Source organism: Sporosarcina sp. NCCP-2716, from assembly GCF_023707985.1.
Lineage (GTDB): Bacteria > Bacillota > Bacilli > Bacillales_A > Planococcaceae > Sporosarcina.
In genome coordinates this window covers 43,458-69,339 of record NZ_BRCF01000002.1, presented here as the reverse complement: position 1 = coordinate 69,339, position 25,882 = coordinate 43,458, and the positions used below count along the sequence as shown (strand labels likewise).

Sequence of the window (25,882 nt, the reverse complement as noted above, 5' to 3'; positions counted from 1 at the left end):
CCGTCCTGTTTTCTATAAGAGAAAGGGGGTGGGATAGTAGTAGTATGCCCGCTCCCGGAAGAGTTAAACCTCTTTGAACTGATTTGCGTGCAGCTTGGCGAAAATGCCGTCCTGATTGACGAGTTCCGCATAGCCGCCGTCCTCTGCGATCCCTTCCGGCGTCACGACGATGACGCGGTCCGCATCGCGTATCGTCGCGAGCCGGTGGGCGATGACGAGAGTCGTCCGGTTCTCGGACAACTCCGCGAGCGACTCCTGGATGATGCGTTCCGTCTCGGTGTCGAGCGCGGACGTCGCTTCATCCAGAATGAGGATCGGCGGGTTTTTCAGGAACATACGGGCGATGGCGAGACGCTGCTTCTGGCCGCCGGATAATTTCAGGCCGCGCTCACCGATCTGGGTGTCATAGCCGTCCGGCAGGCTGCTGATGAACTCTTCGAGATGTGCCCGTTTCGCAGCTGCATAGATCGCTTCGTCCGGCGCGGACAGATCGCCGTATGCAATGTTCTCCTTGACGGTGCCCGTGAACAGGAAGACATCCTGCTGCACGATGCCGATCTGCCGGCGCAGCGACCGCTGCGTCATGTCGCGGACGTCGATGCCGTCGATCGTGATCCGGCCGCCGTCCACATCGTAGAAGCGCGGGATCAGCGAGCAGATCGTCGTCTTGCCGGCACCCGAAGGACCGACGAACGCGACGGTCTGCCCTGAACGGATCGACAGGCTGAGACCGTTGAGCACTGGCTTGCCGCCGTCGTAGCCGAACGTCACATCATCCAGCGTGATATCCCCGCGCAGATGGGGGACCTCGACGGCATCCCGGCGGTCCGTGATTTCCGGATCCTGCTCCAGCAGCTGGCGGAACCGGCTGAAACCGGCCATCCCTTTCGGATACAATTCCAGCAGCGCGCTGATCTTGTCGATCGGCTTGATGAGGATATTGATGAACAAGATGAAGCTGACGAGTTCCCCGATTGACAGTTTCCCCTGGAATGTGAACCAGGCGCCGACGACGAGGATCACGAGCGTCACGAGACGGGTCATCATGTAGATGGATGACGTCGTCCATGCCATTACTTTATAAGCGACAAGCTTGGCTGTCCGGAAGTTCCCATTGTCCCGGCGGAAACGGGACAGCTCGAAGTCTTCGTTCGTGAATGACTTGACGACGCGCGAACCTGACACCGAATCCTCCACGCGTCCGTTCACTTCGGCGATCTTGCCGTACATATTGAGCCAGGCAGCGTTCATGCGCTTATTGCAGAACGCGACGAGGACGATCAGCACCGGCACCATGACGATCGCGATCAGCGCGAGCTCAGGGTTGATGGTGTACATGATGCCGAACGCGCCGAGCACCGTCATGACGGCGATGAACGCGTCTTCCGGGCCGTGGTGGGCGAGCTCGCCGATATCGAACAGGTCCGTCGTGATCCGCGTCATGATGTGCCCGGTTTTTGTATTATCGAAAAACCGGAACGACTGGCGCTGGACGTGGGTGAACAGTTCCTCCCGCATGTCCGTCTCGATGTTGATGCCCAATTTGTGGCCGAGGTAGCTGACGACATATTGGAGGAGTGTGCTGAACAGATAGACGGCAAGCAGCACGATACTGACCGTGATGATCTTCCCCCAGTCTCCGTCAGGGAGGAGGCTGTCGATGAACCATTGGACAGCTACCGGGAATGCGAGTTCGAGGAGCGCGACAAAGACGGCGCTCGAAAAGTCGATGATGAACAGCCGCTGATGCGGTTTGTAATAGGAGAAAAAGTGTTTTAGCATGGCTCTCGTCCTTTTTTTATGCAATGTACGGGCAAGTATACAGCAATTGAGCGGAAAGTTCGACAAAAATTTCGGAAAGTTCCGGTAGGGGGACTATTGGCACAAAAAATCGCCTGGAAAGAAAGGCGGATTTTAAAGAGTTTCAGCAAATTATGAAACTATATGAGCTATAGTCAGTAAGAATAGGCAGAACGACAAATGAGAAGAGGAGATGATTTTATGAATAAATGGATGAAAGCTGCTTCAGCAGCCCTCTTGGCACTGACGCTGTCGGCTTGCGGATCCGCCGATACTCCGAAGACAGAGATCGCTCCAGCTGCTGACACGGGTGCGAAGTCGGTGAAGGAGAAAGAAGACAAACAGACTGCCAAGGACGTCTTCCGGAAAACGATGGAAGTGTCCGAGTCCATCAAGAGCCTCCACGGGAAGATGACGATCGATCAGAACATGAAAGTGGTGGATGATGACTCGATGCGCATGAAAAACAAGATGACCATCGAAATGGATGTCATCACGGAGCCGCTGACGCTCCACCAGACATTGGATATGACGAGTGACACGGATGAAAGCATGAATATGGAGATGTACGCCAAGGACGGCGAACTGTATATGCAGATGGATGACATGGAGGGCGGCTGGCTCAGTGTGCCGCCTGAAATGCAGGACGAGATCCTCACTGACATGAAAAGCTCGAACGCTATGATCGAATTGGAAGTGTTCCAGGAATTCGAAGACAAGTTCACGCTCGAAGAGAAGGATGACCAGTATGTCCTCCACTTCAAGGCTTCCGGTGAAGAGTTCAGCGATCTGCTGAAGGAACTGATGGAGCAGGAAGCAGCCGATGTATCGGAAGACGGTCTCAGTAATATCGATGTGAAGAAAATCGACTTGACGCTGTATATCGACAAGGATACGTACTATACCGATTCGTATGATATGCAGCTCGACGCAATCATGGATATCGGCGGCTACCGCACAGTCGCCCTCCAGACGCTGAACGCGGACATTTCGAAAATCGACGAGGTCGAACCGTTCGATATCCCGCAGGAAGTGATCGACAACGCATTCTCGATGGATGAATGATTGAGCAGGGAGCATGGAAGAGCTGTCCCGGAAACGCAGCAGGCAAAGCGTTTCCGGGGCGGCTCTTTTTCTATGCGCTGAAGCCGGGATTGCAGTGCATCTGTTCTCAAAGTCAATGAGAATCGTTTTCAGTTATCAGTTGACTTCCGAGAGCGATTTGCTATAATGGGATTTGCGGCTAACTGATAATTGTTTTCATTTAAACAGATCGAGTCCGCAAATATCTGGATATCGGAGTTCTTCATGAAGAAACGTTATTTGATAGTCGCGCTAATCCTCCTCTCACTGCTTTCGCTGTTCGTGGGAGTGAGTCATATTTCACCGAAGGACCTGCTCGATTTCCGCTCTGAGGAGACGGAGATCTTCCTCATCAGCCGCCTGCCGAGATTGCTTGCAATCGTCCTTGCCGGCGCTGGCATGAGTATTACAGGTCTTATCATGCAGCAGCTGAGCCGCAACAAGTTCGTCTCCCCGACGACTGCCGGCACACTCGATGCTGCGAAACTCGGTATCCTCGTCTCGATGCTGCTGTTCACCAATGCATCGACGATCGAGAAGATGCTCGTAGCATTCGCCTTTGCACTCGGCGGAACGCTGCTGTTCATGAAAATATTAGATCAAGTCAAATTCAAAGATGCAATTTTCATTCCCCTCGTCGGGCTCATGTTCGGGAACATCCTGTCGTCCATCACGACATTCTTCGCCTACAAAGCGAACGTCATCCAGAACATGGCATCCTGGCTGCAGGGAGACTTTTCACTCATCATGAAAGGCCGGTATGAATTGCTGTACATAAGTATCCCCGTCCTCATCATCACGTACCTGTACGCCAACCGGTTTACAGTGGCGGGTATGGGAGAGGATTTCTCGAAGAACCTGGGGCTTGCTTATCGGAGGATCGTCAACATCGGTCTCATCCTGGTTGCGCTCATTACGACCACTGTCGTGCTGACGGTCGGTGTCATCCCGTTCCTCGGGCTGATCATCCCGAACATTGTCTCGATCCTGAAAGGGGACAATCTCGAGCGGACGCTTCCGCACACGGCGATGCTCGGTGCCATCTTCCTGCTCATCTGCGACATTCTCGGACGGGTGATCATCTATCCGTATGAGATTTCGATCAGTCTGATGGTCGGCGTCATCGGCAGTGCGATCTTCCTCTATATGCTGTTTAGGAGGAAGGCGTATGCGTAATCGGACGAAACTCGGAATCCTCATAGTTCTCGCTGCTGTATTTTCAGTGCTGTACCTGTTCCAGGGGCTGAATGGAAGTTATGATTACGCATTGCCGCGCCGGGCCATCAAAGTGCTGGCGATGGCGCTGACAGGAGTGGCGATCGCCTACTCGACGGTCATCTTCCAGACGATCACACACAACCGGATCCTGACGCCGAGTATCATGGGACTCGATTCCCTGTACATCCTGCTTCAGACCGTGCTGATCTTCTTCCTCGGTTCCACACACGTCACAATCGTGAACAAGCAAGTGAACTTCGTGCTGTCAGTCGGCGCGATGGTGCTGTTTGCGCTATTGCTCTATCAGTTCCTGTTCAAAGCCGGGAAGCGGCCGATCTACTTCCTGCTGCTCGTCGGGATCATCGTCGGTACGTTCTTCCAGAGCATCTCGACGTTCCTGCAAGTGCTGATCGACCCGAACGAGTTCCTGCGGGTCCAGGACAAGACGTTCGCAAGCTTCAATAACATCAACGGAGACCTCGTCTGGTGGGCGCTCGGCATCCTCATCGTCTCGCTGATCATCGGCTGGCGGAAGTTCAATGAGCTCGACGTCCTGTCACTCGGCCGCGACACCGCCATCAATCTCGGTGTCGACCATGACAAGATCGTCAAGATGATGCTCATCCTGTCGTCCGTACTGATCGCCGTCTCGACGGCGCTCGTCGGACCGATCACGTTCTTCGGCCTGATCGTCGCCAACTTGTCCTACCAGTTTTTCAAGACATACAGACATTCGGTTCTAGTCGCAGGTGCCTCGGTCCTGAGTATCATCGCCCTTGTCGGCGGGCAGTGGGTCGTCGAGCGGGTCTTCACCTTCTCCACCACGCTCAGCGTCATCATCAACTTCGCCGGCGGTGCATACTTCATCTACTTACTATTGAAGGAGAGTCGATCTGCATGATCCAAGTACGGGAACTGACAAAGTCTTACGGCAGCAAAGCAGTCGTTGAGAAGGTGAACGTCGATATCCATCCGGGTAAAATCACGTCGTTCATAGGACCGAACGGAGCCGGCAAATCGACCCTGCTCTCCATGGTGAGCCGTCTGCTCGATGCGGACACAGGTGAAGTGCTCGTGGACAACAGCAATACGAAGAAGATGAAGTCGAACGAGTTTTCGAAGCGGGTGTCGATCCTGAAACAGTCGAACTTCATGAATGTCCGGCTGACCATCCGGGAACTCGTCTCGTTCGGACGGTTTCCGCATTCGAAGGGACGGCTGACATCGGAAGACATCCAAATTGTTAACCAGGCACTCGACTACATGGACCTCATGGATATGCAGCATCAGTACTTGGAGGAGTTGTCCGGCGGGCAGCGGCAGCGGGCGTTCATCGCCATGGTCATCGCCCAGGACACGGACTACATCCTGCTGGACGAACCGCTCAACAACCTGGACATGAAACACTCCGTTCAGATCATGAAGATCCTGCGCCGGCTCGTCGATGAGCTCGGCAAGACGGTCGTCATCGTCCTGCACGACATCAACTTCGCGTCCGTCTACTCGGACCGTATCGTAGCCATGAAAGAAGGCCAGGTCGTCAAGGACGGACCGACCAATGACATTATCAATTCCGAGTCGCTGCGGGAAATCTACGATATGGATATCCCGATCCAGCAGATGAACAACTGCAGAATATGCGTCTATTTCAACTCTTAAACGAAAAGGAAGGTACGAATCCATGACCATGAAAAAACTATCCCTATTTGTGCTTACGTTTACACTGCTGCTCGTCCTTGCAGCATGCGGCTCGAAAAATGAGGATCAGAAACCGGCGGCAGAAGGCAATACGGACAGCTCCGCAGCAGGCGAAACGAAAAACTTGACCATCAAGCACGAACTCGGGGAAGCGGTACTCGAAGGCACACCGAAAACAGTGGCTGTGTTCGACTTCGGCGTTCTGGATACACTTGACGAACTCGGAATCGATGTAGCGGGACTGCCGCAGGCGACGATCCCCGCGTATCTCGAAAAATACAAGTCATCCGATTACACGAACCTCGGAAGCTTGAAAGAGCCTGACTTCGAAGCACTGCATGCCATGAAGCCGGACGTCATCTTCATCTCCGGTCGCCAGGCGGATCTCTATGACCAGTTTAAAGAGATAGCTCCGACAATCTTTGTCGGCATTGATTCAGCTAACTATATGGATTCATTTAAACACAACATGGATATCGTAGCTCAAGTCTTTGACAAAGAAGACGAAATGAAAGATGAAATGGCACAAGTGGACAAAAAGATTGAAGAGATCAAGGCTAAAACATCAGAGACAGACAGCAAAGCGCTGATCGTCCTTGCAAGTGAAGGGAAAGTCAGTGCGTACGGACCGAGCTCCCGCTTCGGCCTGATCCACGATGTGTTCGGATTCCCGGCAGCGGATGAAGGAATCGAAGCGTCCACACATGGACAGAACATTACGTTCGAATACATTCTCGAAACGAATCCGGATGTCTTGTTCGTCATCGATCGCGATGCGGCGATCGGCCAGGGGGACAATGCGAAAAATGCGATCGAGAACGATCTCGTGAAGAAAACGAAAGCCTTTGAAAACGACAAAATCGTCTATCTGAACGGGGAGTATTGGTACCTTTCAGGCGGCGGACTGCAGTCCATGAAAGAAATGATAGACGAAGTGGAAGCAGGACTATAATCAGCGCAAAAGACCGATTCCGGGACCCGGAATCGGTCTTTTGTGTCTGCCGGCCGCAATACCGCCTATGCTACACTTAGCTCAACCAGATTGAAAGAGAGTGGGAGACGACATGGGAAAAGCGATTACGGTGCGCGGCAAAACGGTGGAACAGGCAGTGGAAGCCGCGCTCGGCATACTCGGACTCGGTCTGTCCGACGTCCGAATCCACGTGACACAGACGGCGGAAACACAGGAGAGCCCGGCCCGGACGCGTCTGGCGGAAGTGGTCGTGACGCCCGTCCGTTATCAGGCGGCAAGCGGCGGCAGGGCGGATCGGCCTGCCGGAACCCATGGGATATGCATCACATCCGGAAGGGCGGATGTGCAGACGGTGCCCGGGGCTCCGCTTCCTGTCATCGAAGCAGGGGAGGGTGTCCAGGTGATCGTGAACGGCCGGAAGACGGATGGCGGCACGCCCGTATCCGAATCGGACAGCGTCCACATAAGGACGATCGATGAGCTGACGCGGGCTCAGCTGTCCATCACGATCCGTGAACAGGGGGCGCTTGCCCTGCTGAGTGTGACACCGGGCAGGAAAATCACCCGGACGGTCAAGGACACCCCTTATGCCGATCATCTTCGCGTGGAAACGGAAGAGACGGCTGAGACGGTCAACGATCTCTCCCAGCAGATGATCCGGGAAGCTTGCAGTCAGCTCGGCGTCACCGCCGCACTCGATAAGCGGGTGCTGTGGGAAGCTTGCGAAACGACAGTCCCATATGAGGGAATCATCGCACGGGGCACTTTCCCCAAAGCGGGTCTCGATGGGGATATCGAGGTGCAGATCGATGTAGATGGCGGCACACTCGCTGAAGAAGAAACGAGGATCGATTACCGGGAAAAGACAGCGGTCCGTTTTGTCCAGGCGGGACAGCTGGTCGCGGCCGTCCTGCCTCCTGTTCCAGGTCAGTCCGGAGAGGATATATTCGGGAACGAGATTCCTGCAGAAGACGGGAAACCGGCTGACATCCTGCTCGGAAGGAATGTTGCAAGAACCGGGAACCATCTGTTCGCTGATTGTCCGGGGAAGCTGTCGATCCTTCGGAAAGACGGCTGTATCTCCATTGAGATCGCAGACACGATCGCTCTTGATGAAGTGGATCTGGCGAGCGGGAACGTACGGTTCGATGGGGATGTAACGGTGGCGGGAAGCGTGACGCAGGGGTGTGCCGTGGATGTTACGGGAAAGGCTGTCATCGGAAAGGACGTCAGGAAATCCGCAGTGAAGGCCGGCCGTGGAATCCTGGTCAGCGGTCACGTATCCTCCTCCCGGCTCGAGGCGGGAATCCGGCAGTCGGGAGATGCAATGTATGCGGAACGGCTGTCGTCCATCCTGCCCGGCCTGCAGTCTCTCAGAACGGTGATCATCACCATTGCTCGGCTGAGGCAGGCGGAGGCCGCTGAACTGGAGGGGCAGGAAGTGAAGAAGCTGATCCGGACAGTTCTTGGTGACCGGTATGACACCTTCCTGGAGGAGCTTCAGCCGTTCCTCTCTTTGAAGGCGGAGGGCGTGCATCCGAAATGGCAGGAACTGCAGATGAATCTGTACCATCTTTTCGTACATACGCTGCATGCCGGCGTGGAGGACGGACAGCAGTTTCTCGGGTTCCTGCAATCCGCTGAACAGCTGTATGACCAGTACCGGGCGAAAACGGAACTTGAACCGGCAGAACTGACACTGCCTTACGCAGTGAACAGCCAGCTGGTCTGTTCAGGGTCGATACATGTGACGGAGCAGGGGCTCGCCCAGTGCACTGTCCATGCGAAACGGGATTTGCGGGTGGATGGTATCTGCCGGGGAGGGGAACTGACGGGAGAACGATCTGTCTCCATAAAGGAATGCGGTTCGAAACGCGGTGTCCAGACGGTTGTCAGAACGGGCAGGGAAGGGGCGATCGTCATCGGAATCGCTTTTCCGGGGACTGTGCTGTATGTCGGGGAAGAGACACACCAAGTGGCTGAACTGCTGATCGGCATTACTGCGAGGCTGGAAAACGGGGTGCTGATCGTCCGCTGACCGGCGTTGAAAGTTGTTCTTTACCGTACTGTCTTTACACTGTATAATTACAAGTGTCATGACAGCAGTTTAGACACGGAGGAGAACAACTATGGCAAATACGCTTGCACGGGTTTCGACAGATACGAAGGAACCGCGCACCATTTCAAGAAATAAATTGCTCTTCATCTCAGGAACCGGCTGGATGTTCGATGCGATGGATGTCGGCATCCTGTCGTTCGTCGTTGCAGCTATCGCGGTCGAGTGGAACTTGACGCCGGCTGCCATCGGCTGGGTGGGCAGCGTGAACTCGCTCGGTATGATGGCGGGAGCGATCCTGTTCGGGCTGCTTGCTGACAGGATCGGCAGGAAACAAGTATTCATGATGACTCTTGTGCTCTTTTCCCTGGCGAGCGGGTTGTCCGCATTCACGACGACGCTCGCCGCCTTCCTGATCCTGCGTTTCTTTGTCGGGGCTGGACTCGGGGGTGAACTGCCCGTCGCCTCGACGCTCGTTTCGGAAAGTGTGGAAGCGAAGGAGCGGGGGAAGGTCGTCGTCCTGCTCGAGAGTTTCTGGGCGGCCGGCTGGCTCGTCGCGGCACTCATCGCCTACTTCGTCATCCCGTCCTTCGGCTGGAGGGCGGCACTCATCATTACGGCACTGCCCGCGTTCTACGCAATCTACTTGCGCCGCAACCTGCCTGACTCACCGAAGTTCGGACAGGCCGGTGCACCGAAGCAGTCCGTCCTGCAGAAGATGGCGGCATTGTGGGCCGCACCTTACCGGAAGCGCACGCTCATGCTCTGGATCGTCTGGTTCACAGTCGTCTTCTCCTATTATGGCATGTTCCTATGGCTGCCGAGCGTCATGGTGCTGAAAGGCTTCGCGATGATCAAAACCTTCGGCTACGTCCTGCTCATGACGCTGGCCCAGCTGCCCGGCTATTTCTCGGCTGCCTGGCTGATTGAACGCACAGGCCGGAAATTCGTGCTGTCCGTCTATCTGATCGGCACAGCGCTGAGCGCCCTCGCTTTCGGGAATGCGGACACGCTGCCGATGCTCATGCTGTTCGGCGCGCTGCTGTCCTTCTTCAACTTGGGTGCCTGGGGAGCGCTCTATGCCTACTCGCCCGAACAGTATCCGACATCCATCCGCGGCACAGGTGCCGGCATGGCAGCCGGAATCGGCCGGATCGGCGGGATTTTCGGTCCGCTGCTCGTCGGCTCCCTGCTGACAGCCGGTTACGGATTCGGGATGATCTTCGGGATTTTCTGCGGGGCGATCCTGATCGGGGTGCTCGCTGTCCTGTTCCTCGGGACCGAAACGAAACAACTGGAACTTGAATGACCGGTCCTGGCGAACACAGGACCGCTAAACGAAAAAACAGGCCATCTGCAGATTCAATCTGCGGATGGCCTTTTTGATTTGCGTTTGAGGAGCCGTTCCAGCCTCGGGCGGTTGAAGCGCTGGGCCAGGATGATCGGCACATTGAACAGCAGTGCATACGCAACGTTCAGCCAGCCGGCCCAGACCGGGTTCCACAGGAAGAACAGGAACGCCGGCAGGATGGACAGCCAATGGGTCAGCTCGGCTCTGCGGGATTCTGCAGCGAACCGTGCAAAATCCTCCTCCGCGCTTCCATGGAGGGCTTTTTTGCTGTAGCCGCTGCGGATGAACAACGTCCCGTCCGGTATGAGGGACTTCCAGCTCCGCACCCGGAATAACCGATCCCACAATGCGCCCCCCTGTTCAAAAGAGAGCGGCCGGAACAGGCGCGCGTGCTGTACGAACCAGCCGTGCGATATGCGTTCCATTGCGACGGAAATGGCCAGGTGGAAGAACGTCCATGCAGCCGCATCCAACACGACAACCCAGACGATCGGCAGATTTCTCAACGTCAAACACAACCCCTGCACTTTTTTTGGATGGATTACGCAGGCAGCCCCGCTCGCTGACGGGGCGCAGGGCCTACCTCGGTGTATCAGCCATGATCCGCACCATCTCGCGCCTCGTCACGAAGTTCCGCTTAGCGAAGCAGTCGTACCGGTTTTCCCGCACACTCGTCAGGATCCCCCGGTACACTTGGGCGGATGCGAGCACCGCAAATTTACTGTCGGCATCGAACTCGCCGATATGGCCGAGGAACTGATCATAGAGCATCTCCGCGCGCCGGGCGACTGTTTCCCAGACCGCAACGAAACGATCCGACACGTCTCCGCAGGCAAGCTGGTCGAGTGTATAGCCGGCGCGGTCGAGCTCTTCAAGCGGCAAGTAGACGCGCCCTTTGTCCCGATGGTCTTCCCCGACGTCGCGCAATATGTTTGTCAGCTGCATGGCGACGCCGAGACTGACAGCAGCTTCCGTGCAGTCCTTTTCCGCGCCGGACGCGATGATCGGCAGGAGCATCCGGCCGACGGAACCGGCTACGTAATAACTGTACGTTTCAACATCCTCCATCGTGCGCGGGGCTGAAAACCCGATATCCATCCGCTGTCCGGTCAGCTGATCGCGGAACGGGCCGATATCCATGGCATACGTATCGAAAACATGACGCAGTGCCCGCCACAGGGGACGGTCGGGATCCTGTCCGCGGGAAAACAGGTCCAGCTCATCCGACAGTCTATCCAGAGCAGCCGTCTGCGCCAGGCTGCTGTCATTTTCATCGACACTGTCATCCGCCGACCGGCAGAATGCGTAGACAGCATAGACGGCCCGGGCTTTCTCCTCGGGCAGCCGTGAAAACGCATAGTAGAAACTTTTCGAATGGCGCTTGATCACCCGTTCGCAATGTGCGAAGTCACGTTGGAGAGAAACGGTGCGAGTCATAGGAAATCCCCCTTTCATCGTGTGTGGAACAAGATACCCCGGTCATCGTGCAGCAGTTCTTCCGTGGCGATCCGGGCGGACAGCAGGACGATCGGCACGCCGGCTCCCGGATGTGTACTGCTTCCGGTGAAGTACAGGTTGTCACAGTCGGTCGCTTTGCTCTGCGGTCTCATATGGTTGCTTTGGGCCAGCGTCGGCTGGAGTCCGAACGTCGCGCCGTTGTAAGCGTTGAACCGCTGTTCGAAGTCGTCCGGCGTCATATACGATTCCGAGACGATCTCCTGTTTGACGTTCTCGAACCCCGGCACTTCCTCCAAAGCGTCCAGCACATGCTCCCGGTAATGGCGGATCGTCTCCTCATCCCAGCTGTATTCGCAGCATGATTTGTCGGAGACAGGGACTAAGATGTAGAGGCCGTCCTTTCCGGCAGGTGCAAGGCTCTCATCGAGCTTAGAGCCTATGTATACGTAGAACGACGCTTTTTCAAGACGCTTCCCGGTGAAGATATCACTCAGATTACGCTCCAGTTCCTCGTTGAATATGAAATTATGGGCGTTTACCACTTCATCATATTTCCGGTCCATGCCGAGATACATGAGGAAGCACGAACAGGAGTATTTCATCTTGTCGATCTTGTCGTCCGTATATTTCCCTTTCGCCTTCGGGGATTTGACGAGATTCTTCATAGCGTACGGGAAGTCGGCATTGCACATGACGAAGTCGGAAGGGATGACACGGCCGTCCAGCCGGATCCCTGTCGCCCGCCCGTCCTCGATGACGATCTCGTCGACCGGTGAATTGTAGTGGACCGTGCCGCCGAGCTCCTTGAAAAGACGTTCAAGGGAGTGCGCCATCGTGTACATGCCGCCTTTGATGAACCAGACGCCGTACAGGAATTCGATCATCGGGATCATCGTGTACAGGGACGGGCCGCTGTACGGGGAGACGCCGATGTAGAGCGTCTGGAAGCTGATCATCTGTTTCAGCCGCTCGTTTTTGATGTATTTGCTGATGAACGAATCGGCGTTGTCGAACGTCTTCAGCTTCAGACCCTGCCGCAGCATGGAAGGATTGTAGAAGTCGGAGGGCTTCCTGAACGGCTTCTGCAGGAAGTGCTCCTTCGCTACGAGGAACCGTTTGTAGATGACCTGCAAATACTCGAAGAATCCTTGCGCGTCTTCATCGCCGAACGATTCCAGCGTCTTCGTCAGCTCGATCAGGTCCGAGCTGATCTGGTAATGGTCTTCCGATCGGCTGCCGAAGAATACGCTGTACATCGGATCGAGCCGCTGCATCGGGATATAATCGTCGGGATCCGCCCCGCACACCTGGAATACTTCCCTGTACAGCTCGGGCATCATGACGATCGTCGGACCGAGTTCGAACTGGTAGCCGTCCTGCCGGATGCGGTGCATCTTCCCGCCCGGCAGTGCTTCTTTCTCGTACAATGTAACGTCATAGCCGGCGTGCTGCAGACGGCAGGCACTCGCTAACCCTGCCACTCCCGCGCCGATCACTGCAACAGTCTTTTTCATCCGATAATCTCCAACCCTTCGATAAGGCGAATCTGTATACCTGTACAATGTTATGTGTTAAGATTGTACAATGAAAATGACAAATGCACCTGCTGATTACTTTGTTTGTTCCCATTATACATAATTTGAAACATTGTACAAAGTAAACACTTGTACAATGTTTGAAGAATCAGAGGAATTGCTGTGCATTGTGCACGCCGGCAAAGAGAGGGGGAGAAGCATATGAGAACGGAACAGGGCCCGCAGTTCCTTGTCAGTGACGTGGCCCGGCTGACAGGGTTATCACGCCAGGTGATCCGGAAGTGGGAAGACCGGTACCGGATCATCTGTCCGGAGCGCCATCATAACGGCTACCGGCTGTATACGAAAGAGGATGTGAGCACGCTGATACAGATCCGCAAGCTGCGGGATCAGGGCCTCTCCGTGAAAGACGCTGTGACCAGTTACTTGGAGAATCGGACGGAAGCGCACCCGGCCAGGAAACCGCTGAACAGCCATGTACAGGCGATGCTCGAAAAAGGTGCATCCTATGATGAGGCGGGGGTGACACTGCTGCTGAAACAGGCGCATCACAAATATGGCCTGGAGGAATTCCTCACCTCGACGGTCCAGCCCCTGCTGACGGAGATCGGGGACAAGTGGTCGTCCGGCGAGTGGGATGAGAGCCAGGAGTCGATCACCAGTCTGGTCATCCGCGATTTCCTTATGCAAATACGGCGGAATTTCGAGCTGCCTGCGGACGCACCGAGGATCCTCGGGTGCTGCCTGCCCCACGAAGCTCACGAAATCCCGATCCAGATCATCCTCCTGCAGGCGATGATGAACGGCTGGCAGACGATTGCGGCGGGACCTTCCCCGAAGCTGTCGTCGATCGAATTCCTCGTGCAGCGGCTCAAACCGGAAAAGGTGCTGCTGTCCGCCATGACGGCGATCCCTTTCGACCGCGATCCCGGGCTGTTCGGTGAGCTGGAAGCGATCGCCGCGCGCAATCCGCAGACCGCATTCTACTTGGGCGGCCAGGGGGCGGCGGATCACGCGGTTTTCCTGGAACCGAGCCACGTCCGCATCGCGGGCAGGCTGAGTGACGTGATCGGTTGAAACTTAATTTGCTGTAAGCACGTATGACAGACAATAGACGGATGCCCGCTGAATGGGCACGATAGGATAAGGGAGAGGTGATCGGCATGGAGAAGAAAGAACCGTTCCGCATTCCGGAGTTCGTGGCGGATCTGGGGCGAGAGCGCATTGGGGGATTCCCTGTTGACGGTTTCGTCTATGGGGAAGGCCCGCACCGGCCGAAACTCATGCTGATCGGCGAAGCGCCCGGGGAGACCGAGTCCCTCGGCGGTGTGCCGTTTTCAGGCAGAGCCGGCAAGGAGCTCATGAAATCGCTCGCATCCATCGGCCTGGAACGGGAGGATGTCTACATCACGAGTGCCGTCCGCAGCCGCCCGTACAAATATGGCCACAGGAAGGAACGGGACGGGACGCTGACGGAACGGAAATACAACCGTCCGCCGACCGCCCGGGAGATTGTTGCCCACGCACCGCTTCTCGATTTCGAGATTGCCAATCTGGAACCCGAACTGATCGTGACGCTCGGCAACGTAGGGCTCCAGCGGCTGATCGGCAAGGAGGCGAAAGTGACGGAGCTGCACGGAACGCTGCTGCATCAGCCTGTCCGGTATTTGCAGGATCTGGACTCGACCGCATTCGGCTGGACCGACAAGTCTTACAGGATCCTGCCGACGTTCCACCCGGCATCCGTATTCTACCGGCCGTCCCACAGGCCGTCGATGGAGGCGGACTGGCTCGAAATCGGTCGTCTGCTGCAAGAGGGAACCGGCAGTGCGCGTGAGCGTCTGCTGCAAAAGGGGGAGAATTGATGGACAGCAACACACCGGCAGCACAGATGAAAACGAAGGGCTCCTTGAAAGAATTCACAGGATTGCTGAGACGGCTTGACTGGCCGAAAGGGGTCACGGCAGCCGCACTCATCCTGTCGCTGTTTTCCACGGCGGCAAGTCTTGCTGTGCCGCTCGTGACGAAGCAGCTCGTCGATTCGCTGACGAACGATCTGTTCAACTGGAAGACCGCACTGTTCCTTCTCGTGGTCTTCATCATCCAGGCGCTGCTTGGGGGGATCTCCTACTACATGCTCGCGTATATCGGCGAGACGATCGTGGCAGACTTGCGGACACAATTATGGGGCAAAGTGCTGCGGCTGCCCGTTGCGTACTTCGACGACACGGAGACTGGCGAGACGATGAGCCGCATCACGCAGGATACGACAATCCTGAAACAGCTCGTGTCCGACCATCTCGTGTCCCTGATCACCGGCCTCATTTCGATTGCGGGCGCTGTCGCCATCCTGCTCTACCTGGATTGGAAGATGACGCTCATCATGCTGATCAGCATCCCGCTCAGCATGGCGGTCATCTTCCCGCTCGGGCGCATCATGCATAAAATCGCCAAGGCGACACAGGCGGAGATGGCGAAGTTCTCCGGCCACCTTGGAAGGGTGCTCGGCGATGTCCGTCTGGTGAAAGCGTACCGCGCCGAATCGCACGAACAGCAGAAAGGGACGGATGCGATCCGGTCCCTCTTCGGATACGGCTTGCGGGAAGCGAAGATCCAAGCGGTGATCTCACCGGTCATGACCCTGATCATGATGGGGATTCTCGTCGCGATACTCGGTTACGGAGGTGCACAGGTCGCGGCCGGCGCCCTGTCCGCGGGCACTTTAGTCGCGATCATTTTCCTCATGTTCCAGATCATCGTCCCGTTCGCCCAGATGGCCCAGATCTTCACCGTGTTCCAGAAAGCGGTCGGCGCTACCGAGCGCATCCAGCAGATCCTCGGCATGGACAGCGAACGGACGGCAGGTACTGCAGGCACGGAAGAAGCAATCCTCGCGTTCGACGATGTGTCATTCGCATACGATCCTGAAAAGCCGGTGCTCCGGCATGTGTCGTTTGAAGCTGCGCCGGGCACGGTCACGGCATTTGTAGGTCCGAGCGGCGGCGGGAAAACGACGCTGTTCTCTCTGATCGAACGGTTCTATGAGCCGAGTGCGGGCACGATCCGTCTGGGAGGCAATCCTATCGGCGGCATCGACCTTGGTGATTGGAGGGGCCGCATCGGCTATGTGTCCCAGGAGAGCCCGCTGCTGAGCGGGACGATTCTCGACAATATCGCCTATGGATTGGCGGTGCGTCCGCCGATTGACGAAATCCGCTCTGCCGCCGCGTCTGCCAACGCCCTCGGGTTCATCGAAGAGATGGAAGACGGTTTCGAAACACTCGTCGGGGAGCGGGGCATGAAACTGTCGGGCGGTCAGCGGCAGCGGATCGCGATTGCACGGGCATTGCTGCATAACCCATCCATCCTCCTGCTCGACGAAGCGACGTCGAATCTCGACAGCGGTTCGGAGTCCCATGTCCAGGAAGCGCTGCAGCGGCTCATGGCGGGACGTACGACGCTGATCATCGCGCATCGTCTGTCGACCGTAGTGGATGCGGACCAGCTCATCTTCCTGGAGAAAGGCGCCGTCACAGGAGCCGGAACCCATGAAGAACTGCTGAAAGAACATAAGCTGTATGAAGAATTTGCAGCCGGTCAGGGGCTTGCCTGACACGGACGGCTGGAAGCTGGAAGCGGACCCTCGATCGTGAGCGGTCCGCTTTTTGCATGGCCTTCTTCCGGCGGACGGGGATTGCCGGGGCGGAAAGTGGGTAAAGCTTAGAAAAAGGTGATGTCCGGCGAGTGGGACGCAAGACGTTCTGCAGGCCGGACTGCAGTTGGAAAGGAGGCGGACTTATGTATGAGCCGGTGGATCGGCAGTTTTTTGAAAAACCTGTATTGGAACTGGCGAAGGAACTGATCGGCCATCTGATTGTCCATGAACTGCCGACGGGCCCTGTCATCGTCCGCATCGTTGAAACCGAAGCGTATCATGGGGCGGAGGACAGGGCGGCACACAGTTTCGGCAACCGCCGCACGAAGCGCACGGAAGTCATGTTCGGGGAGCCGGGGAGCATCTATACGTATCAGATGCATACCCATACGCTCATGAATGTCGTTTGCGGACCGCCCGGAACACCGCATGCAATATTGCTGCGTGCGGGCGAACCGGTCGATGGGCTGGAGTATATGCGTGAACGGCGGGGGGAGAAGCTCGCGATGAAGGACTGGACGAGCGGACCGGGCAAGCTGTCGAAGGCGCTCGGCGTAACGATGGACTATTACGGCCGCCGCTGGTTCGAGCGGCCGCTCTTCATCGCCCGGACGGCCACTGCGGGTGAAATCGAAAGCGGGCCGCGGGTCGGTATAGCGAACTCCGGAGAAGCTGTACATTATCCGTATCGTTTCTTTGAAAAGGATAATGCGTTCGTCTCGAAGTACCGCCCGTAGGTTTAGGTCTGGCGGGAAAGAGGAAAACAAACAAATGGAAGATACACTATAATCGATGAAGGAGTGTTCAGCAGAAATGACTAAAATCGCTACTGTATTGACGGACATGTTCGAGGACTCGGAGTACACGGAACCGGCAAAAGCGTTCAAGGACGCTGGCCACGAAGTTGTCACCATTGAAAAAGAAGCAGGCAAAGAAGTGAAGGGCATGAAAAAACAGACCCCTGTTAAGATCGACAAAGGGATCGATGACGTCAAACCGGATGATTTCGATGCGCTGTTCATCCCTGGCGGTTTCTCCCCGGATCAGCTCCGGGCGGACGACCGTTTCGTAGAATTCGTCAAAGCTTTCATGGACGCGAAGAAACCGGTGTTTGCGATATGTCACGGCCCTCAGCTGCTCATCACGGCGAAGGCACTCGAAGGACGCGACGCGACAGGCTACAAGTCAATCCGTGTGGACATGGAATACGCAGGAGCTGACTATGCGGACAAGGAAGTCGTCGTCTGCCAGAATCAGCTCGTGACAAGCCGTCAGCCGGATGACATTCCGGCGTTCAACCGGGAAGCACTGAAACTGCTCGAAGCCTGATCATCCGCAGGAAACATACTGCAGTCAAGCTGCCGGAAAGGCCGGGAAACCGGTCTTCCTCTGGCGGCTTTTTCGTTTGTGGAAGGTGCAGGACAGCGTCAGCAGCCGGGCGGTGAGGTGCAGTTCAGGTTGAAAGTGTCCTCTAACAGTGGTAAATTTAACGAAGCGCATACATAGCTCAAATTGATTGAAAAGTTAAAAGACGGATAGCGGAACGCGTTACGGGAAAGAGAAGGGCAGCTGTCCGCTGCCGGAAAAATTAGGGGGAAGCTTCTTGAAAGTATTGAAAATGGGAAGTGCCTTCATCGGCATCATTGTCGGGGCCGGGTTCGCTTCCGGAAAAGAGATTGTGCAGTATTTTACGAGTTTTGGAATGCTTGGCATTATCGGTGCCATCCTGTCGACAGTCCTTTTCGCCTACTTCGGCATGGTGCTGACGCGGCTCGGGAGCCGGATGCAGACGATTTCCCACAAGGATGCGGTGTACACGATCAGCGGCAAGTACTTGGGACTCATCGTGGATGCGGTCATCGTCATCACGCTGTTTTCGGTCGGGGTGGTCATGATTGCCGGAGCCGGTTCCAACTTGAATCAGCAGTTCGGACTGCCGCCGTTTGCCGGCAGCCTGCTGATGGTGGTGCTCGTCTATCTGACAGTGCTGCTCAATGTGGACCGCGTCGTCGCGGTCATCGGGAGTATTACGCCGTTCCTGATCTTGGCGGTCATCATCGTATCCGTGTATTGCCTGACGACGATGACGGGATCGTATGAAAGTCTGGACAGCGTGGCGACATCCATTCAGACACCGCTTCCGAACTGGTGGATCTCCGCCATCAACTACGTGTCCTTCAATCTCGCAGTAGGGGCAGCCATGTCGCTCGTGATGGGCGGCGCGGAGAAGGACGAGAAAGCCGCTGCGCTCGGCGGCCTGGTCGGCGGTCTCGGACTCGGGATCATGATCCTGCTGAGCCACCTGGCGATCTTCTCCAAAATCGAAACGGTGAAAGATACGGACTTGCCGATGCTCGCAATTATCAACGACATTTCGCCGATCTTGGCTGTGCTGATGGCGGTCGTGCTGTACGGCATGATCTTCAATACGGCAGTCAGTATGTTCTACTCATTCGGCGCACGGTTCTTCCACAGGGGCACGCAGGGCTTCCGCAGGTTCGTGCTCGCTGTGCTCGTCGTCGGCTTCGGACTGAGCTTCGTCGGTTTCTCCAAGCTGCTCGACATCCTGTATCCGTTCATCGGCTACATCGGCGTATTCCTCATGCTCGCTCTGCTGCTGGCCTCGTTCAGAATGCCGGCGAAAGCAGCCCGCAGTAAACGATAGAACGCAAAAAAATCCGCCCCCGCTCGTAAGAGGGGGCGGATTTTAACTTGTTCAGGCATGCGCCAGTTCGAGCTGGACAGCAGGGCCGAAGAATTCGAAGTGGACTTTCTCTTTGTCGATGCCCATTGCATACAGCTGGCTGATGACCGCCTGCATGAACGGAGTCGGACCGCATACATACACGTCGCTGCCTTCCAGAACATTCTTTTCAAGGAAGTCACGGTCGATGAACCCGTCGCCTTCTTCCGAGTAAAGGGCCGCATAGCTTGAAGATGACAATGATTCGTTCATCTCGCGGACAACTGTGTCGAACGCCTGATGGCTGCGTGTGCGGGCTGAATGCAGGAATGCGACCGGACGCTCAGGTGTTGTCGTAGCGACTGTTTCATACATCGCCATCATCGGTGTCACGCCGACACCGCCGCTGATCAATGTGATCGGCGTGCTGCTTTCGACATCGAGGTAGAAGTCGCCGGCAGGAGCGCTGAGTTCGACAGTATCCCCGACGTTCAAGCTGTCATGGAGATAGACGGACGCTTTGCCGTTCGGATCGTTATCCGCTTCGCGCTTGACCGAGATCCGGAACGTTTCGCCGTTCGGTGCCTGGGACAGGCTGTACTGGCGGATCAATGTATTCTTCTCACCAGGGATATCGAGTTTGATGCTGATGAATTGACCAGGTTTGTAAGACGGGACTTTACCGCCATCGACCGGTTTGAAGTAGAACGACGTGATGACGTCGCTTTCTTTGATTTTATCGGAAAGGATGAATCCTTTGAACAGCTTCCAGCCGCCTTCTTCCGATTCCATCTTGTCATACATGCCGGCTTCCACGCCGATGAAGGCATCCGCGATCACACCGTATGCTTCTTCCCACGCACCGAGGATTTCAGGTGTCGCAGCGTCGCCGAGCACTTCTTTGATGGCGCCGAGCAGATATTTCCCGACGATCGGATATTGTTCAGGCACGATGCCGAGTGATACGTGCTTATTCGCAATCTGGACGACTGCCGGCACGATGGCTTCCAAGTTATCGATGTACTTCGCTGCTGCGAGCACCGTATTTGCGAGCGCCGTCTGCTGGCGTCCTTGCTGCTGGTTGACGTGGTTGAAGATGTTCAGCAATTCAGGATGGGCTTCAAACATGTTTTTGTAGAATACAGTTGTAATTGTTTTGCCATGCTCTTCGAGAACGGGTACAGTAGATTTGACGATATCGATAGTTTCTTGGGATAGCATAGTGACACGACCTCTCGTAGTTGATGGATTCATCGTAACGCAGATGGATTTCAAAAGCTATATAAAAAATACATCTTTACAAAATGTTCAATGGATAGTCACATTCCATTCAAAAATCGGACAAAAACTTGGATGGAAACAGAAAGAAAGGTGGATACCATGCGGTTAACGCTTTATACGGATTACTCGCTTCGCGTCCTGATCTTCTTAGGGGCGAAACCTGACGGCGAACGGTCGACCGTTCAGGAAATCTCAGCCGCTTTTCGTATATCGAAAAACCATTTGACGAAAGTCGTGCACGAACTCGGGAAGGCCGGCTATATCGAAACCGTCCGCGGCAGGGGCGGCGGCATCCAGCTGAAGCTCCCCCCGGATCAGATCAATATCGGCATGGTCGTCCGGAAGACGGAAGACGATTTCCAGCTCGTCGAATGCTTCAACAGGGAGTCGAACGGCTGCATCCTGACGCCGGCCTGCAGGCTGAAAGGGGCGCTGCAGGAAGCGCTGGATGCGTATCTCGCGGTGCTCGACCGGTATACGATCGCAGATTTCATCGTGAATCGCGACGAAATCGGACTGCTTCTGTTTCCGCAGCCGCTGCCATGATGGTAAGATGGGATGGACAGCAGTGCATATAGAACTTAGGAGGAATGTAATTTTGAACAAAGTACTCGTATTCGGCCATAAAAATCCTGACACGGATTCCATCGCTTCGGCGATTTCGTACGCCTGTTTGAAACAGCAGCTCGGCATGGACGCGGAAGCCGTAAGACTGGGCAGTGTGTCGGAAGAAACGCAATTCGCCCTTGATACGTTCGGTTTCGAAGCGCCGCGTTTGGCGGAACGCGTGTCCGCGGATGCTTCCCAAGTCATCCTCGTCGACCATAACGAAAAACAGCAGAGTGCGGATGACATCGACGACGTACAGGTGATTGAAGTGATCGACCATCACCGCATCGCCAATTTCCAGACGAGCGATCCGCTCTACTACCGGGCGGAGCCGGTCGGCTGTACGGCGACGATCCTGAACAAACTGTTCAAGGAGAACGGCGTCGACATCCCGAAAAACGTCGCAGGACTTATGCTGTCGGCCATCATTTCGGATTCGCTGCTGTTCAAATCACCGACATTCACCGCACAGGACAAGCAGGCGGCGGACGAACTGGCTGAAATTGCGGGCGTCGACGCGCCGGAATACGGCATGAACATGCTGAAAGCCGGGGCGGATCTGAGCAAGAAGACACTGGAAGAGCTGATCACCCTCGATGCGAAGACGTTCGAAGTGGGCGACGTGACGATGGAGATCGCCCAAGTGAATGCCGTCGATCTGAACGACGTGCTCAGCCGGAAAGAAGATCTGACAGCACTGCTGACAGACGTAGTGTCCGTCAAGAAGCTCGATCTATTCCTGTTTGTCGTGACGGATATCATTAACAGCGACTCCATTGCAATCGCTGTCGGAGAGAAGTCGTTTGCCGCCATGACGGCCTTCCAAGTAGTACCGGCGAATGACATGGCCGTGCTGAAAGGAATCGTCTCGCGTAAAAAACAGATCGTGCCGGTATTAACCGAAGCGTTTAAGTGAACACTGAAAAGAAGCTGTCCGATGAGAGGATCCTTTCCTCATCGGGCAGCTTTTTTTAACGGATTGTATTCTGTTCAGTCGGATAAATCGAGCGGCCGTGTTGCCGGGCCTTCGAGCACCGAGCCGTCCTTGCGGAACCGGGACCCGTGGCACGGACAGTCCCATGTCTCGTCCGCTTTGTTCCAGCGCGTCCGGCAGCCCATATGGGTGCAGATCGGTGTGTCGGTGCGCTGGACGTGTCCGGAAGTAAATTCTTTTGCTACATAGCCCGTCGTCTTCAAAGCCTGGAACAGCAGTGTTCCGAACCCGGTCCGGTCAGGTGCATACAGCTCGATCGCCGGGTTTTTTACGCCGGTGATCACGTCCGTGATGATGCGCGCCGAAGCGAGCGAGTTTGACATGCCCCACTTCCGGAAACCGGTACATATGTGCACATACGGCAGCGAGGAGGAGATCGGCCCGGCGTACGGCACGCAGTCCGGCGTCGACGGATCCTGCGCAGACCAATGGTGCGTCGGGGCACCGAGGCTATACGTCTCCTGGAGTTCGTGGGCGAGACGGCTGTACCGTTCGTTTGTATCCCCTGTAATGCCTGCGATATGGCTTTCACCGCCCAGCATGAAGTGCGGCCGCCCGTCGATGAAAACCGTGCGGATCGACCGCTTCGGTTCGTCTGCCGACAAGTACTGGTTCCGCAAGGGCATATGAGCCGGCGCGGAGATGACGTATGAACGCTTCACTTCGAGCTTCATGACGTTCAGTCCGCGGATCGCTTCGATCGGATAGTGCGTGCAGAGCACGAGCTCGTTAAACCGGACGACCGCGCCGTTTGCAAGCTGCAGCGACTTGTCCTTCAGATCCATCGACCGGACATCGGCCTTCTCATACAATTCGGCGCCTTCGGATTGCGCAAGCTCACTCAAGTGCTGGCCGAAACGGACGGGATGGAGCTGTGCCTGATCCGGTATGGTTAAGGTTTCAGTCACGTCGATCGGCAGTTCGCTGTTCAGTGTCCTGCTGTGCGGGATGCCGAGTTCCTTATAGGCAGCAGTCTCTTTCTCGAGCTGCTGGATGCCGTCGGCCGTGCTTGCATACAGGACGGACTGGCTCGGCCGCAGTTCATCGCCGGCTGCGATCGACTCGGCGAACCGGATTGCCTGGTCGTTCGTCTTATAGTAGAGGCGTGCCGCATCTGCGCCTAGTTTGGTGATCAGTTCTCCATAGATGATGTCGTGCTGGGTCGTCAGTTTGCCGGTATTGTTCCCGGAAGCCCCTTCGAGAATGCGGTCCTTCTCAAGCAGGACGACATGCTTGCCGGTTTTGGCAAGCAGGTATGCTGCAGCCAGTCCGCTGAGCCCGCCGCCGATGATACAGACGTCACAGGACGTATCTTCAGCGAGTGTTGGAAGCTCGGCACGCGGGTATGCGGTATCGAGCCAAAGTGAATGTAACAGTTGGAACCCCTCCCTGATTGTAGTCGTACTTACACACTATTGTTCCCGGAAAAAGGGGAATCTAACGGCGGGCGGGACATTTATACGGGCGCCCGCATACGATGGCACCAAGACGCGAAACCGGTCCGTCCCTCTTGTCAAAAAAACGGATACACAGCATACTGAGAGAGTGTCATGAACTTTCGAAAGGATTGGGTGCAATGACGAAGCAGCAATGGCTGACAGACTTAAAGAAAACAATCACCGGGGGGCAGCTTTTGCTGGATGAACCCCTGTCCGCGTATACAAAAACACAGCTCGGCGGTCACGCAGACCTGCTCGTGATCCCTGAAACAGCAGATGAAATGCAGGAAACCGTCCGGTATGCCCATGATAACGGCATCCCGCTCCTGCTGCTCGGCAACGGATCGAATATGGTCGTCCGCGATGGGGGAGTGCGGGGCATCGTCCTCCACCCGGTCAGGCTCGATGCAATTTCAGTGGAAGGGACGCATGTCCATGCGGAAGCGGGAGCCCATATCATCGATGTCTCACGCGCTGCAGCAGCTGCCGGATTGACCGGTTTCGAATTCGCCTGCGGAATACCGGGCTCGGTCGGCGGTGCGATGGCGATGAACGCCGGGGCTTATGGCGGGGAAGTGAACGACATCATCGTCCGCTCGACACTGATGGACCGGACGGGGCGCATCTTCGTACTCTCGAAAGAGGAATTGAAACTCGGATACCGTAAAAGCATCATCGCTGACGAAGGCTATTTCGTATTGTCATCCGACTTCGAGCTGACGTACGGGGACCAGCAGGAGATCGATGCGAAAGTGGCGGACCTGACCCATCAGCGGGAATCGAAACAGCCGCTTGAGTATCCGTCTGCCGGCAGTGTGTTCAAACGGCCGCCCGGTTATTTTGCGGGTAAGCTCATCCAGGACAGCGGACTGCAGGGCAAAGGGGTCGGCGGCGCGGAAGTTTCCACGAAACACGCAGGATTCATCATCAACAAAAACAACGCGACAGCGACCGATTACATCCGGACCATCGAAATGGTGCAGGCGGAAGTGAAAGAGCGGTTCGGTGTCGACCTGGAACGCGAAGTGAAGATCGTCGGCGAGCCTGCCGAATGACAGGCCTGCCGTTGAAAAAGAGGATCGCCCAGGAAGCCAGCATACTGGCCTTCGGGCAATCCTCTTTTTTGCGGCTCATCCTTCGATTTTACAGCTGACTTCCCCGGGCTTTTCGACCTGGTCGTCGGTGATCCGCACTTGGCACATCTTCCCGTCATGCATGAACTTGAAGATGCCGTTATTGAAATCGGTTCCGGTCTCTTTAAAGAAGATGCCTTCGAACCGGGCGTCTTTCGTATAGTTGAACGTCACCCGGTAGCCGTCCGCGTCATCGGTCAGATACGCCCGGATGCCCTTTTCGAACAGCCCCTCGACGTCGTGTTTGATGGAACGGGCGACGGAGACGACGTGGAAGTCGACAAACGTGATTTCACGCAGCAGGACGTTCATGAACGAACCTTTCGTGATCTCTTCCCAGCGGCTCTGGGCGGTCTGCCCGATGATGATCTGGGTGACATTGCGGTCGTGCGCCACTTGCTTGATCACTTTGGCGGTCGGACGGCTCTCGTTGTCCCTTATGATGAATTCATCGACCTCAAGCTCTTCCGCCAGTTCACGCCACTTATCGAGATACTCCGATTTTGCGGCATCCATCTCATCCACCGGCAGTGGATCGACGGTCAGGACATATAGTGGGCAGTCCATCGCGCTCGCCATCTGATGCCCCCGCCGGATGAGCCGTTCCCCATTCGGTCCGTAATAGACACAGACCAGGATGCTCTCATCCATACGGCCTTTCACTTTTCCCATCGGATATCCCCTCCATCTATCGAAGTACAGAACCGGACAGCGGGTCAGACAGCCCATTCATGTGCGGTTGCTGCATCTTTTGTGTATACTTTATAGTGACACGGAAAAATTAGCGTGAGCGCAGGACAGTCTGCTTCACTGAGCCTATCCAGTTTTTTTCAAACGGTGCCCGGCACTCATGTCGGACTCATTATCGCCGGCTTTTTGAATTGCGTCAAGCCGTCTGGGGCATTTCCCCATGGTT

Annotated in this window: 23 protein-coding genes; 16 read left to right on the top strand and 7 right to left on the bottom strand. The window is 55.9% G+C overall.

The features are described 5' to 3' along the window. Window positions 1-63: 63 nt before the first annotated feature. On the bottom strand, window positions 64-1,782 hold the full coding sequence (locus NFU03_RS04090) for an ABC transporter ATP-binding protein (RefSeq protein ID WP_251636353.1): 1,719 nt from the start codon (window positions 1,780-1,782) through the stop codon (window positions 64-66). A 219-nt stretch (window positions 1,783-2,001) separates the two neighbouring features. Between NFU03_RS04090 and NFU03_RS04085 the strand changes: the two genes are divergently transcribed. From NFU03_RS04085 to NFU03_RS04055, 7 genes are all read left to right on the top strand, one after another. After that, on the top strand, window positions 2,002-2,865 hold the full coding sequence (locus NFU03_RS04085; RefSeq protein WP_251636351.1) for a DUF6612 family protein: 864 nt from the start codon (window positions 2,002-2,004) through the stop codon (window positions 2,863-2,865). Between the two features lie 243 nt (window positions 2,866-3,108). Then, a complete protein-coding gene (locus NFU03_RS04080; RefSeq protein ID WP_251636349.1) occupies window positions 3,109-4,059 on the top strand; it encodes an ABC transporter permease in 951 nt (316 codons plus the stop codon). Continuing rightward, the gene (locus NFU03_RS04075) at window positions 4,052-5,002 is read left to right on the top strand and encodes an iron chelate uptake ABC transporter family permease subunit (RefSeq protein ID WP_251636347.1); all 951 of its coding nucleotides are present in this window, start codon (window positions 4,052-4,054) and stop codon (window positions 5,000-5,002) included. Before NFU03_RS04080 ends, NFU03_RS04075 begins: the two co-directional genes overlap by 8 nt. Continuing rightward, a complete protein-coding gene (locus NFU03_RS04070) occupies window positions 4,999-5,760 on the top strand; it encodes an iron ABC transporter ATP-binding protein (RefSeq protein WP_251636345.1) in 762 nt (253 codons plus the stop codon). Before NFU03_RS04075 ends, NFU03_RS04070 begins: the two co-directional genes overlap by 4 nt. Window positions 5,761-5,788: 28 nt before the next feature. Continuing rightward, window positions 5,789-6,751 carry a siderophore ABC transporter substrate-binding protein gene (locus NFU03_RS04065; protein ID WP_251636872.1) on the top strand — a complete coding sequence of 321 codons (963 nt, stop codon included), beginning with the start codon at window positions 5,789-5,791 and terminating at the stop codon, window positions 6,749-6,751. Between the two features lie 112 nt (window positions 6,752-6,863). Then, a complete protein-coding gene (locus NFU03_RS04060; RefSeq protein WP_251636343.1) occupies window positions 6,864-8,810 on the top strand; it encodes a FapA family protein in 1,947 nt (648 codons plus the stop codon). A 91-nt stretch (window positions 8,811-8,901) separates the two neighbouring features. After that, a complete protein-coding gene (locus NFU03_RS04055; protein ID WP_251636341.1) occupies window positions 8,902-10,137 on the top strand; it encodes an MFS transporter in 1,236 nt (411 codons plus the stop codon). 53 nt (window positions 10,138-10,190) lie between these two features. Here NFU03_RS04055 and NFU03_RS04050 read toward each other — a convergent pair whose 3' ends face one another. From NFU03_RS04050 to NFU03_RS04040, 3 genes are all read right to left on the bottom strand, one after another. After that, a complete protein-coding gene (locus tag NFU03_RS04050; protein ID WP_251636339.1) occupies window positions 10,191-10,691 on the bottom strand; it encodes a glycosyl-4,4'-diaponeurosporenoate acyltransferase CrtO family protein in 501 nt (166 codons plus the stop codon). Window positions 10,692-10,758: 67 nt separating this feature from the next. After that, window positions 10,759-11,616, bottom strand: coding sequence for a phytoene/squalene synthase family protein (locus NFU03_RS04045; RefSeq protein WP_251636337.1), 858 nt, complete (start codon window positions 11,614-11,616; stop codon window positions 10,759-10,761). 14 nt (window positions 11,617-11,630) lie between these two features. Further along, complete coding sequence (locus tag NFU03_RS04040) at window positions 11,631-13,151, bottom strand: phytoene desaturase family protein (RefSeq protein ID WP_251636335.1); 1,521 nt, start codon at window positions 13,149-13,151, stop codon at window positions 11,631-11,633. A gap of 222 nt (window positions 13,152-13,373) precedes the next feature. Here NFU03_RS04040 and NFU03_RS04035 point away from each other — a divergent pair, with 222 nt between their 5' ends. From NFU03_RS04035 to NFU03_RS04010, 6 genes are all read left to right on the top strand, one after another. Continuing rightward, window positions 13,374-14,249, top strand: coding sequence for a MerR family transcriptional regulator (locus NFU03_RS04035; RefSeq protein WP_251636333.1), 876 nt, complete (start codon window positions 13,374-13,376; stop codon window positions 14,247-14,249). Window positions 14,250-14,335: 86 nt separating this feature from the next. Next, window positions 14,336-15,037, top strand: a complete 702-nt coding sequence (locus tag NFU03_RS04030; protein ID WP_251636331.1) for a uracil-DNA glycosylase — start codon at window positions 14,336-14,338, stop codon at window positions 15,035-15,037. Then, window positions 15,037-16,785, top strand: a complete 1,749-nt coding sequence (locus NFU03_RS04025; RefSeq protein WP_251636329.1) for an ABC transporter ATP-binding protein — start codon at window positions 15,037-15,039, stop codon at window positions 16,783-16,785. Before NFU03_RS04030 ends, NFU03_RS04025 begins: the two co-directional genes overlap by 1 nt. Before the next feature lie 185 nt (window positions 16,786-16,970). After that, window positions 16,971-17,564: a DNA-3-methyladenine glycosylase gene (locus tag NFU03_RS04020; protein WP_251636327.1), complete on the top strand. Its 594-nt coding sequence runs from the start codon at window positions 16,971-16,973 to the stop codon at window positions 17,562-17,564. Between the two features lie 76 nt (window positions 17,565-17,640). Continuing rightward, complete coding sequence (locus NFU03_RS04015; RefSeq protein ID WP_251636325.1) at window positions 17,641-18,156, top strand: type 1 glutamine amidotransferase domain-containing protein; 516 nt, start codon at window positions 17,641-17,643, stop codon at window positions 18,154-18,156. A 289-nt stretch (window positions 18,157-18,445) separates the two neighbouring features. After that, window positions 18,446-19,492, top strand: a complete 1,047-nt coding sequence (locus tag NFU03_RS04010) for a YkvI family membrane protein (protein ID WP_251636870.1) — start codon at window positions 18,446-18,448, stop codon at window positions 19,490-19,492. Between the two features lie 51 nt (window positions 19,493-19,543). Here the strand turns inward: NFU03_RS04010 and hmpA are convergent, their stop codons facing one another. Then, window positions 19,544-20,731 carry an NO-inducible flavohemoprotein gene (gene hmpA, locus NFU03_RS04005; protein ID WP_251636323.1) on the bottom strand — a complete coding sequence of 396 codons (1,188 nt, stop codon included), beginning with the start codon at window positions 20,729-20,731 and terminating at the stop codon, window positions 19,544-19,546. 159 nt (window positions 20,732-20,890) lie between these two features. Between hmpA and NFU03_RS04000 the strand changes: the two genes are divergently transcribed. Continuing rightward, window positions 20,891-21,337 carry an RrF2 family transcriptional regulator gene (locus tag NFU03_RS04000; protein WP_251636320.1) on the top strand — a complete coding sequence of 149 codons (447 nt, stop codon included), beginning with the start codon at window positions 20,891-20,893 and terminating at the stop codon, window positions 21,335-21,337. A 52-nt stretch (window positions 21,338-21,389) separates the two neighbouring features. Then, window positions 21,390-22,316, top strand: coding sequence for a manganese-dependent inorganic pyrophosphatase (locus NFU03_RS03995; protein ID WP_251636318.1), 927 nt, complete (start codon window positions 21,390-21,392; stop codon window positions 22,314-22,316). Window positions 22,317-22,390: 74 nt separating this feature from the next. On the opposite strand, the gene NFU03_RS03990 is transcribed toward NFU03_RS03995, so the two are convergent. Further along, window positions 22,391-23,683, bottom strand: coding sequence for an FAD-dependent oxidoreductase (locus NFU03_RS03990; RefSeq protein ID WP_285835414.1), 1,293 nt, complete (start codon window positions 23,681-23,683; stop codon window positions 22,391-22,393). 287 nt (window positions 23,684-23,970) lie between these two features. On the opposite strand from NFU03_RS03990, the gene murB reads away from it, so the two are divergent. Next, window positions 23,971-24,888: a UDP-N-acetylmuramate dehydrogenase gene (gene murB, locus NFU03_RS03985; protein ID WP_251636317.1), complete on the top strand. Its 918-nt coding sequence runs from the start codon at window positions 23,971-23,973 to the stop codon at window positions 24,886-24,888. A gap of 75 nt (window positions 24,889-24,963) precedes the next feature. On the opposite strand, the gene NFU03_RS03980 is transcribed toward murB, so the two are convergent. Next, a complete protein-coding gene (locus NFU03_RS03980; protein ID WP_251636315.1) occupies window positions 24,964-25,638 on the bottom strand; it encodes a universal stress protein in 675 nt (224 codons plus the stop codon). Window positions 25,639-25,882 lie beyond the last annotated feature (244 nt).

Bases quoted from the DNA above. Each gene is read 5' to 3' on its own strand.
- NFU03_RS04040 (WP_251636335.1), bottom strand. From the start codon at position 13,151: ATGAAAAAGACTGTTGCAGTGATCGGCGCGGGAGTGGCAGGGTTAGCG.
- NFU03_RS04075 (WP_251636347.1), top strand. From the start codon at position 4,052: ATGCGTAATCGGACGAAACTCGGAATCCTCATAGTTCTCGCTGCTGTA.
- NFU03_RS04015 (WP_251636325.1), top strand. From the start codon at position 17,641: ATGACTAAAATCGCTACTGTATTGACGGACATGTTCGAGGACTCGGAG.
- NFU03_RS04080 (WP_251636349.1), top strand. From the start codon at position 3,109: ATGAAGAAACGTTATTTGATAGTCGCGCTAATCCTCCTCTCACTGCTT.
- NFU03_RS04035 (WP_251636333.1), top strand. From the start codon at position 13,374: ATGAGAACGGAACAGGGCCCGCAGTTCCTTGTCAGTGACGTGGCCCGG.
- NFU03_RS03980 (WP_251636315.1), bottom strand. From the start codon at position 25,638: ATGGGAAAAGTGAAAGGCCGTATGGATGAGAGCATCCTGGTCTGTGTC.
- NFU03_RS04090 (WP_251636353.1), bottom strand. From the start codon at position 1,782: ATGCTAAAACACTTTTTCTCCTATTACAAACCGCATCAGCGGCTGTTC.
- NFU03_RS04055 (WP_251636341.1), top strand. From the start codon at position 8,902: ATGGCAAATACGCTTGCACGGGTTTCGACAGATACGAAGGAACCGCGC.
- NFU03_RS04045 (WP_251636337.1), bottom strand. From the start codon at position 11,616: ATGACTCGCACCGTTTCTCTCCAACGTGACTTCGCACATTGCGAACGG.
- NFU03_RS04025 (WP_251636329.1), top strand. From the start codon at position 15,037: ATGGACAGCAACACACCGGCAGCACAGATGAAAACGAAGGGCTCCTTG.
- NFU03_RS04020 (WP_251636327.1), top strand. From the start codon at position 16,971: ATGTATGAGCCGGTGGATCGGCAGTTTTTTGAAAAACCTGTATTGGAA.
- NFU03_RS04070 (WP_251636345.1), top strand. From the start codon at position 4,999: ATGATCCAAGTACGGGAACTGACAAAGTCTTACGGCAGCAAAGCAGTC.
- NFU03_RS04065 (WP_251636872.1), top strand. From the start codon at position 5,789: ATGAAAAAACTATCCCTATTTGTGCTTACGTTTACACTGCTGCTCGTC.
- hmpA (WP_251636323.1), bottom strand. From the start codon at position 20,731: ATGCTATCCCAAGAAACTATCGATATCGTCAAATCTACTGTACCCGTT.
- NFU03_RS04085 (WP_251636351.1), top strand. From the start codon at position 2,002: ATGAATAAATGGATGAAAGCTGCTTCAGCAGCCCTCTTGGCACTGACG.
- NFU03_RS04010 (WP_251636870.1), top strand. From the start codon at position 18,446: ATGGGAAGTGCCTTCATCGGCATCATTGTCGGGGCCGGGTTCGCTTCC.
- NFU03_RS04030 (WP_251636331.1), top strand. From the start codon at position 14,336: ATGGAGAAGAAAGAACCGTTCCGCATTCCGGAGTTCGTGGCGGATCTG.
- NFU03_RS04000 (WP_251636320.1), top strand. From the start codon at position 20,891: ATGCGGTTAACGCTTTATACGGATTACTCGCTTCGCGTCCTGATCTTC.
- murB (WP_251636317.1), top strand. From the start codon at position 23,971: ATGACGAAGCAGCAATGGCTGACAGACTTAAAGAAAACAATCACCGGG.
- NFU03_RS04060 (WP_251636343.1), top strand. From the start codon at position 6,864: ATGGGAAAAGCGATTACGGTGCGCGGCAAAACGGTGGAACAGGCAGTG.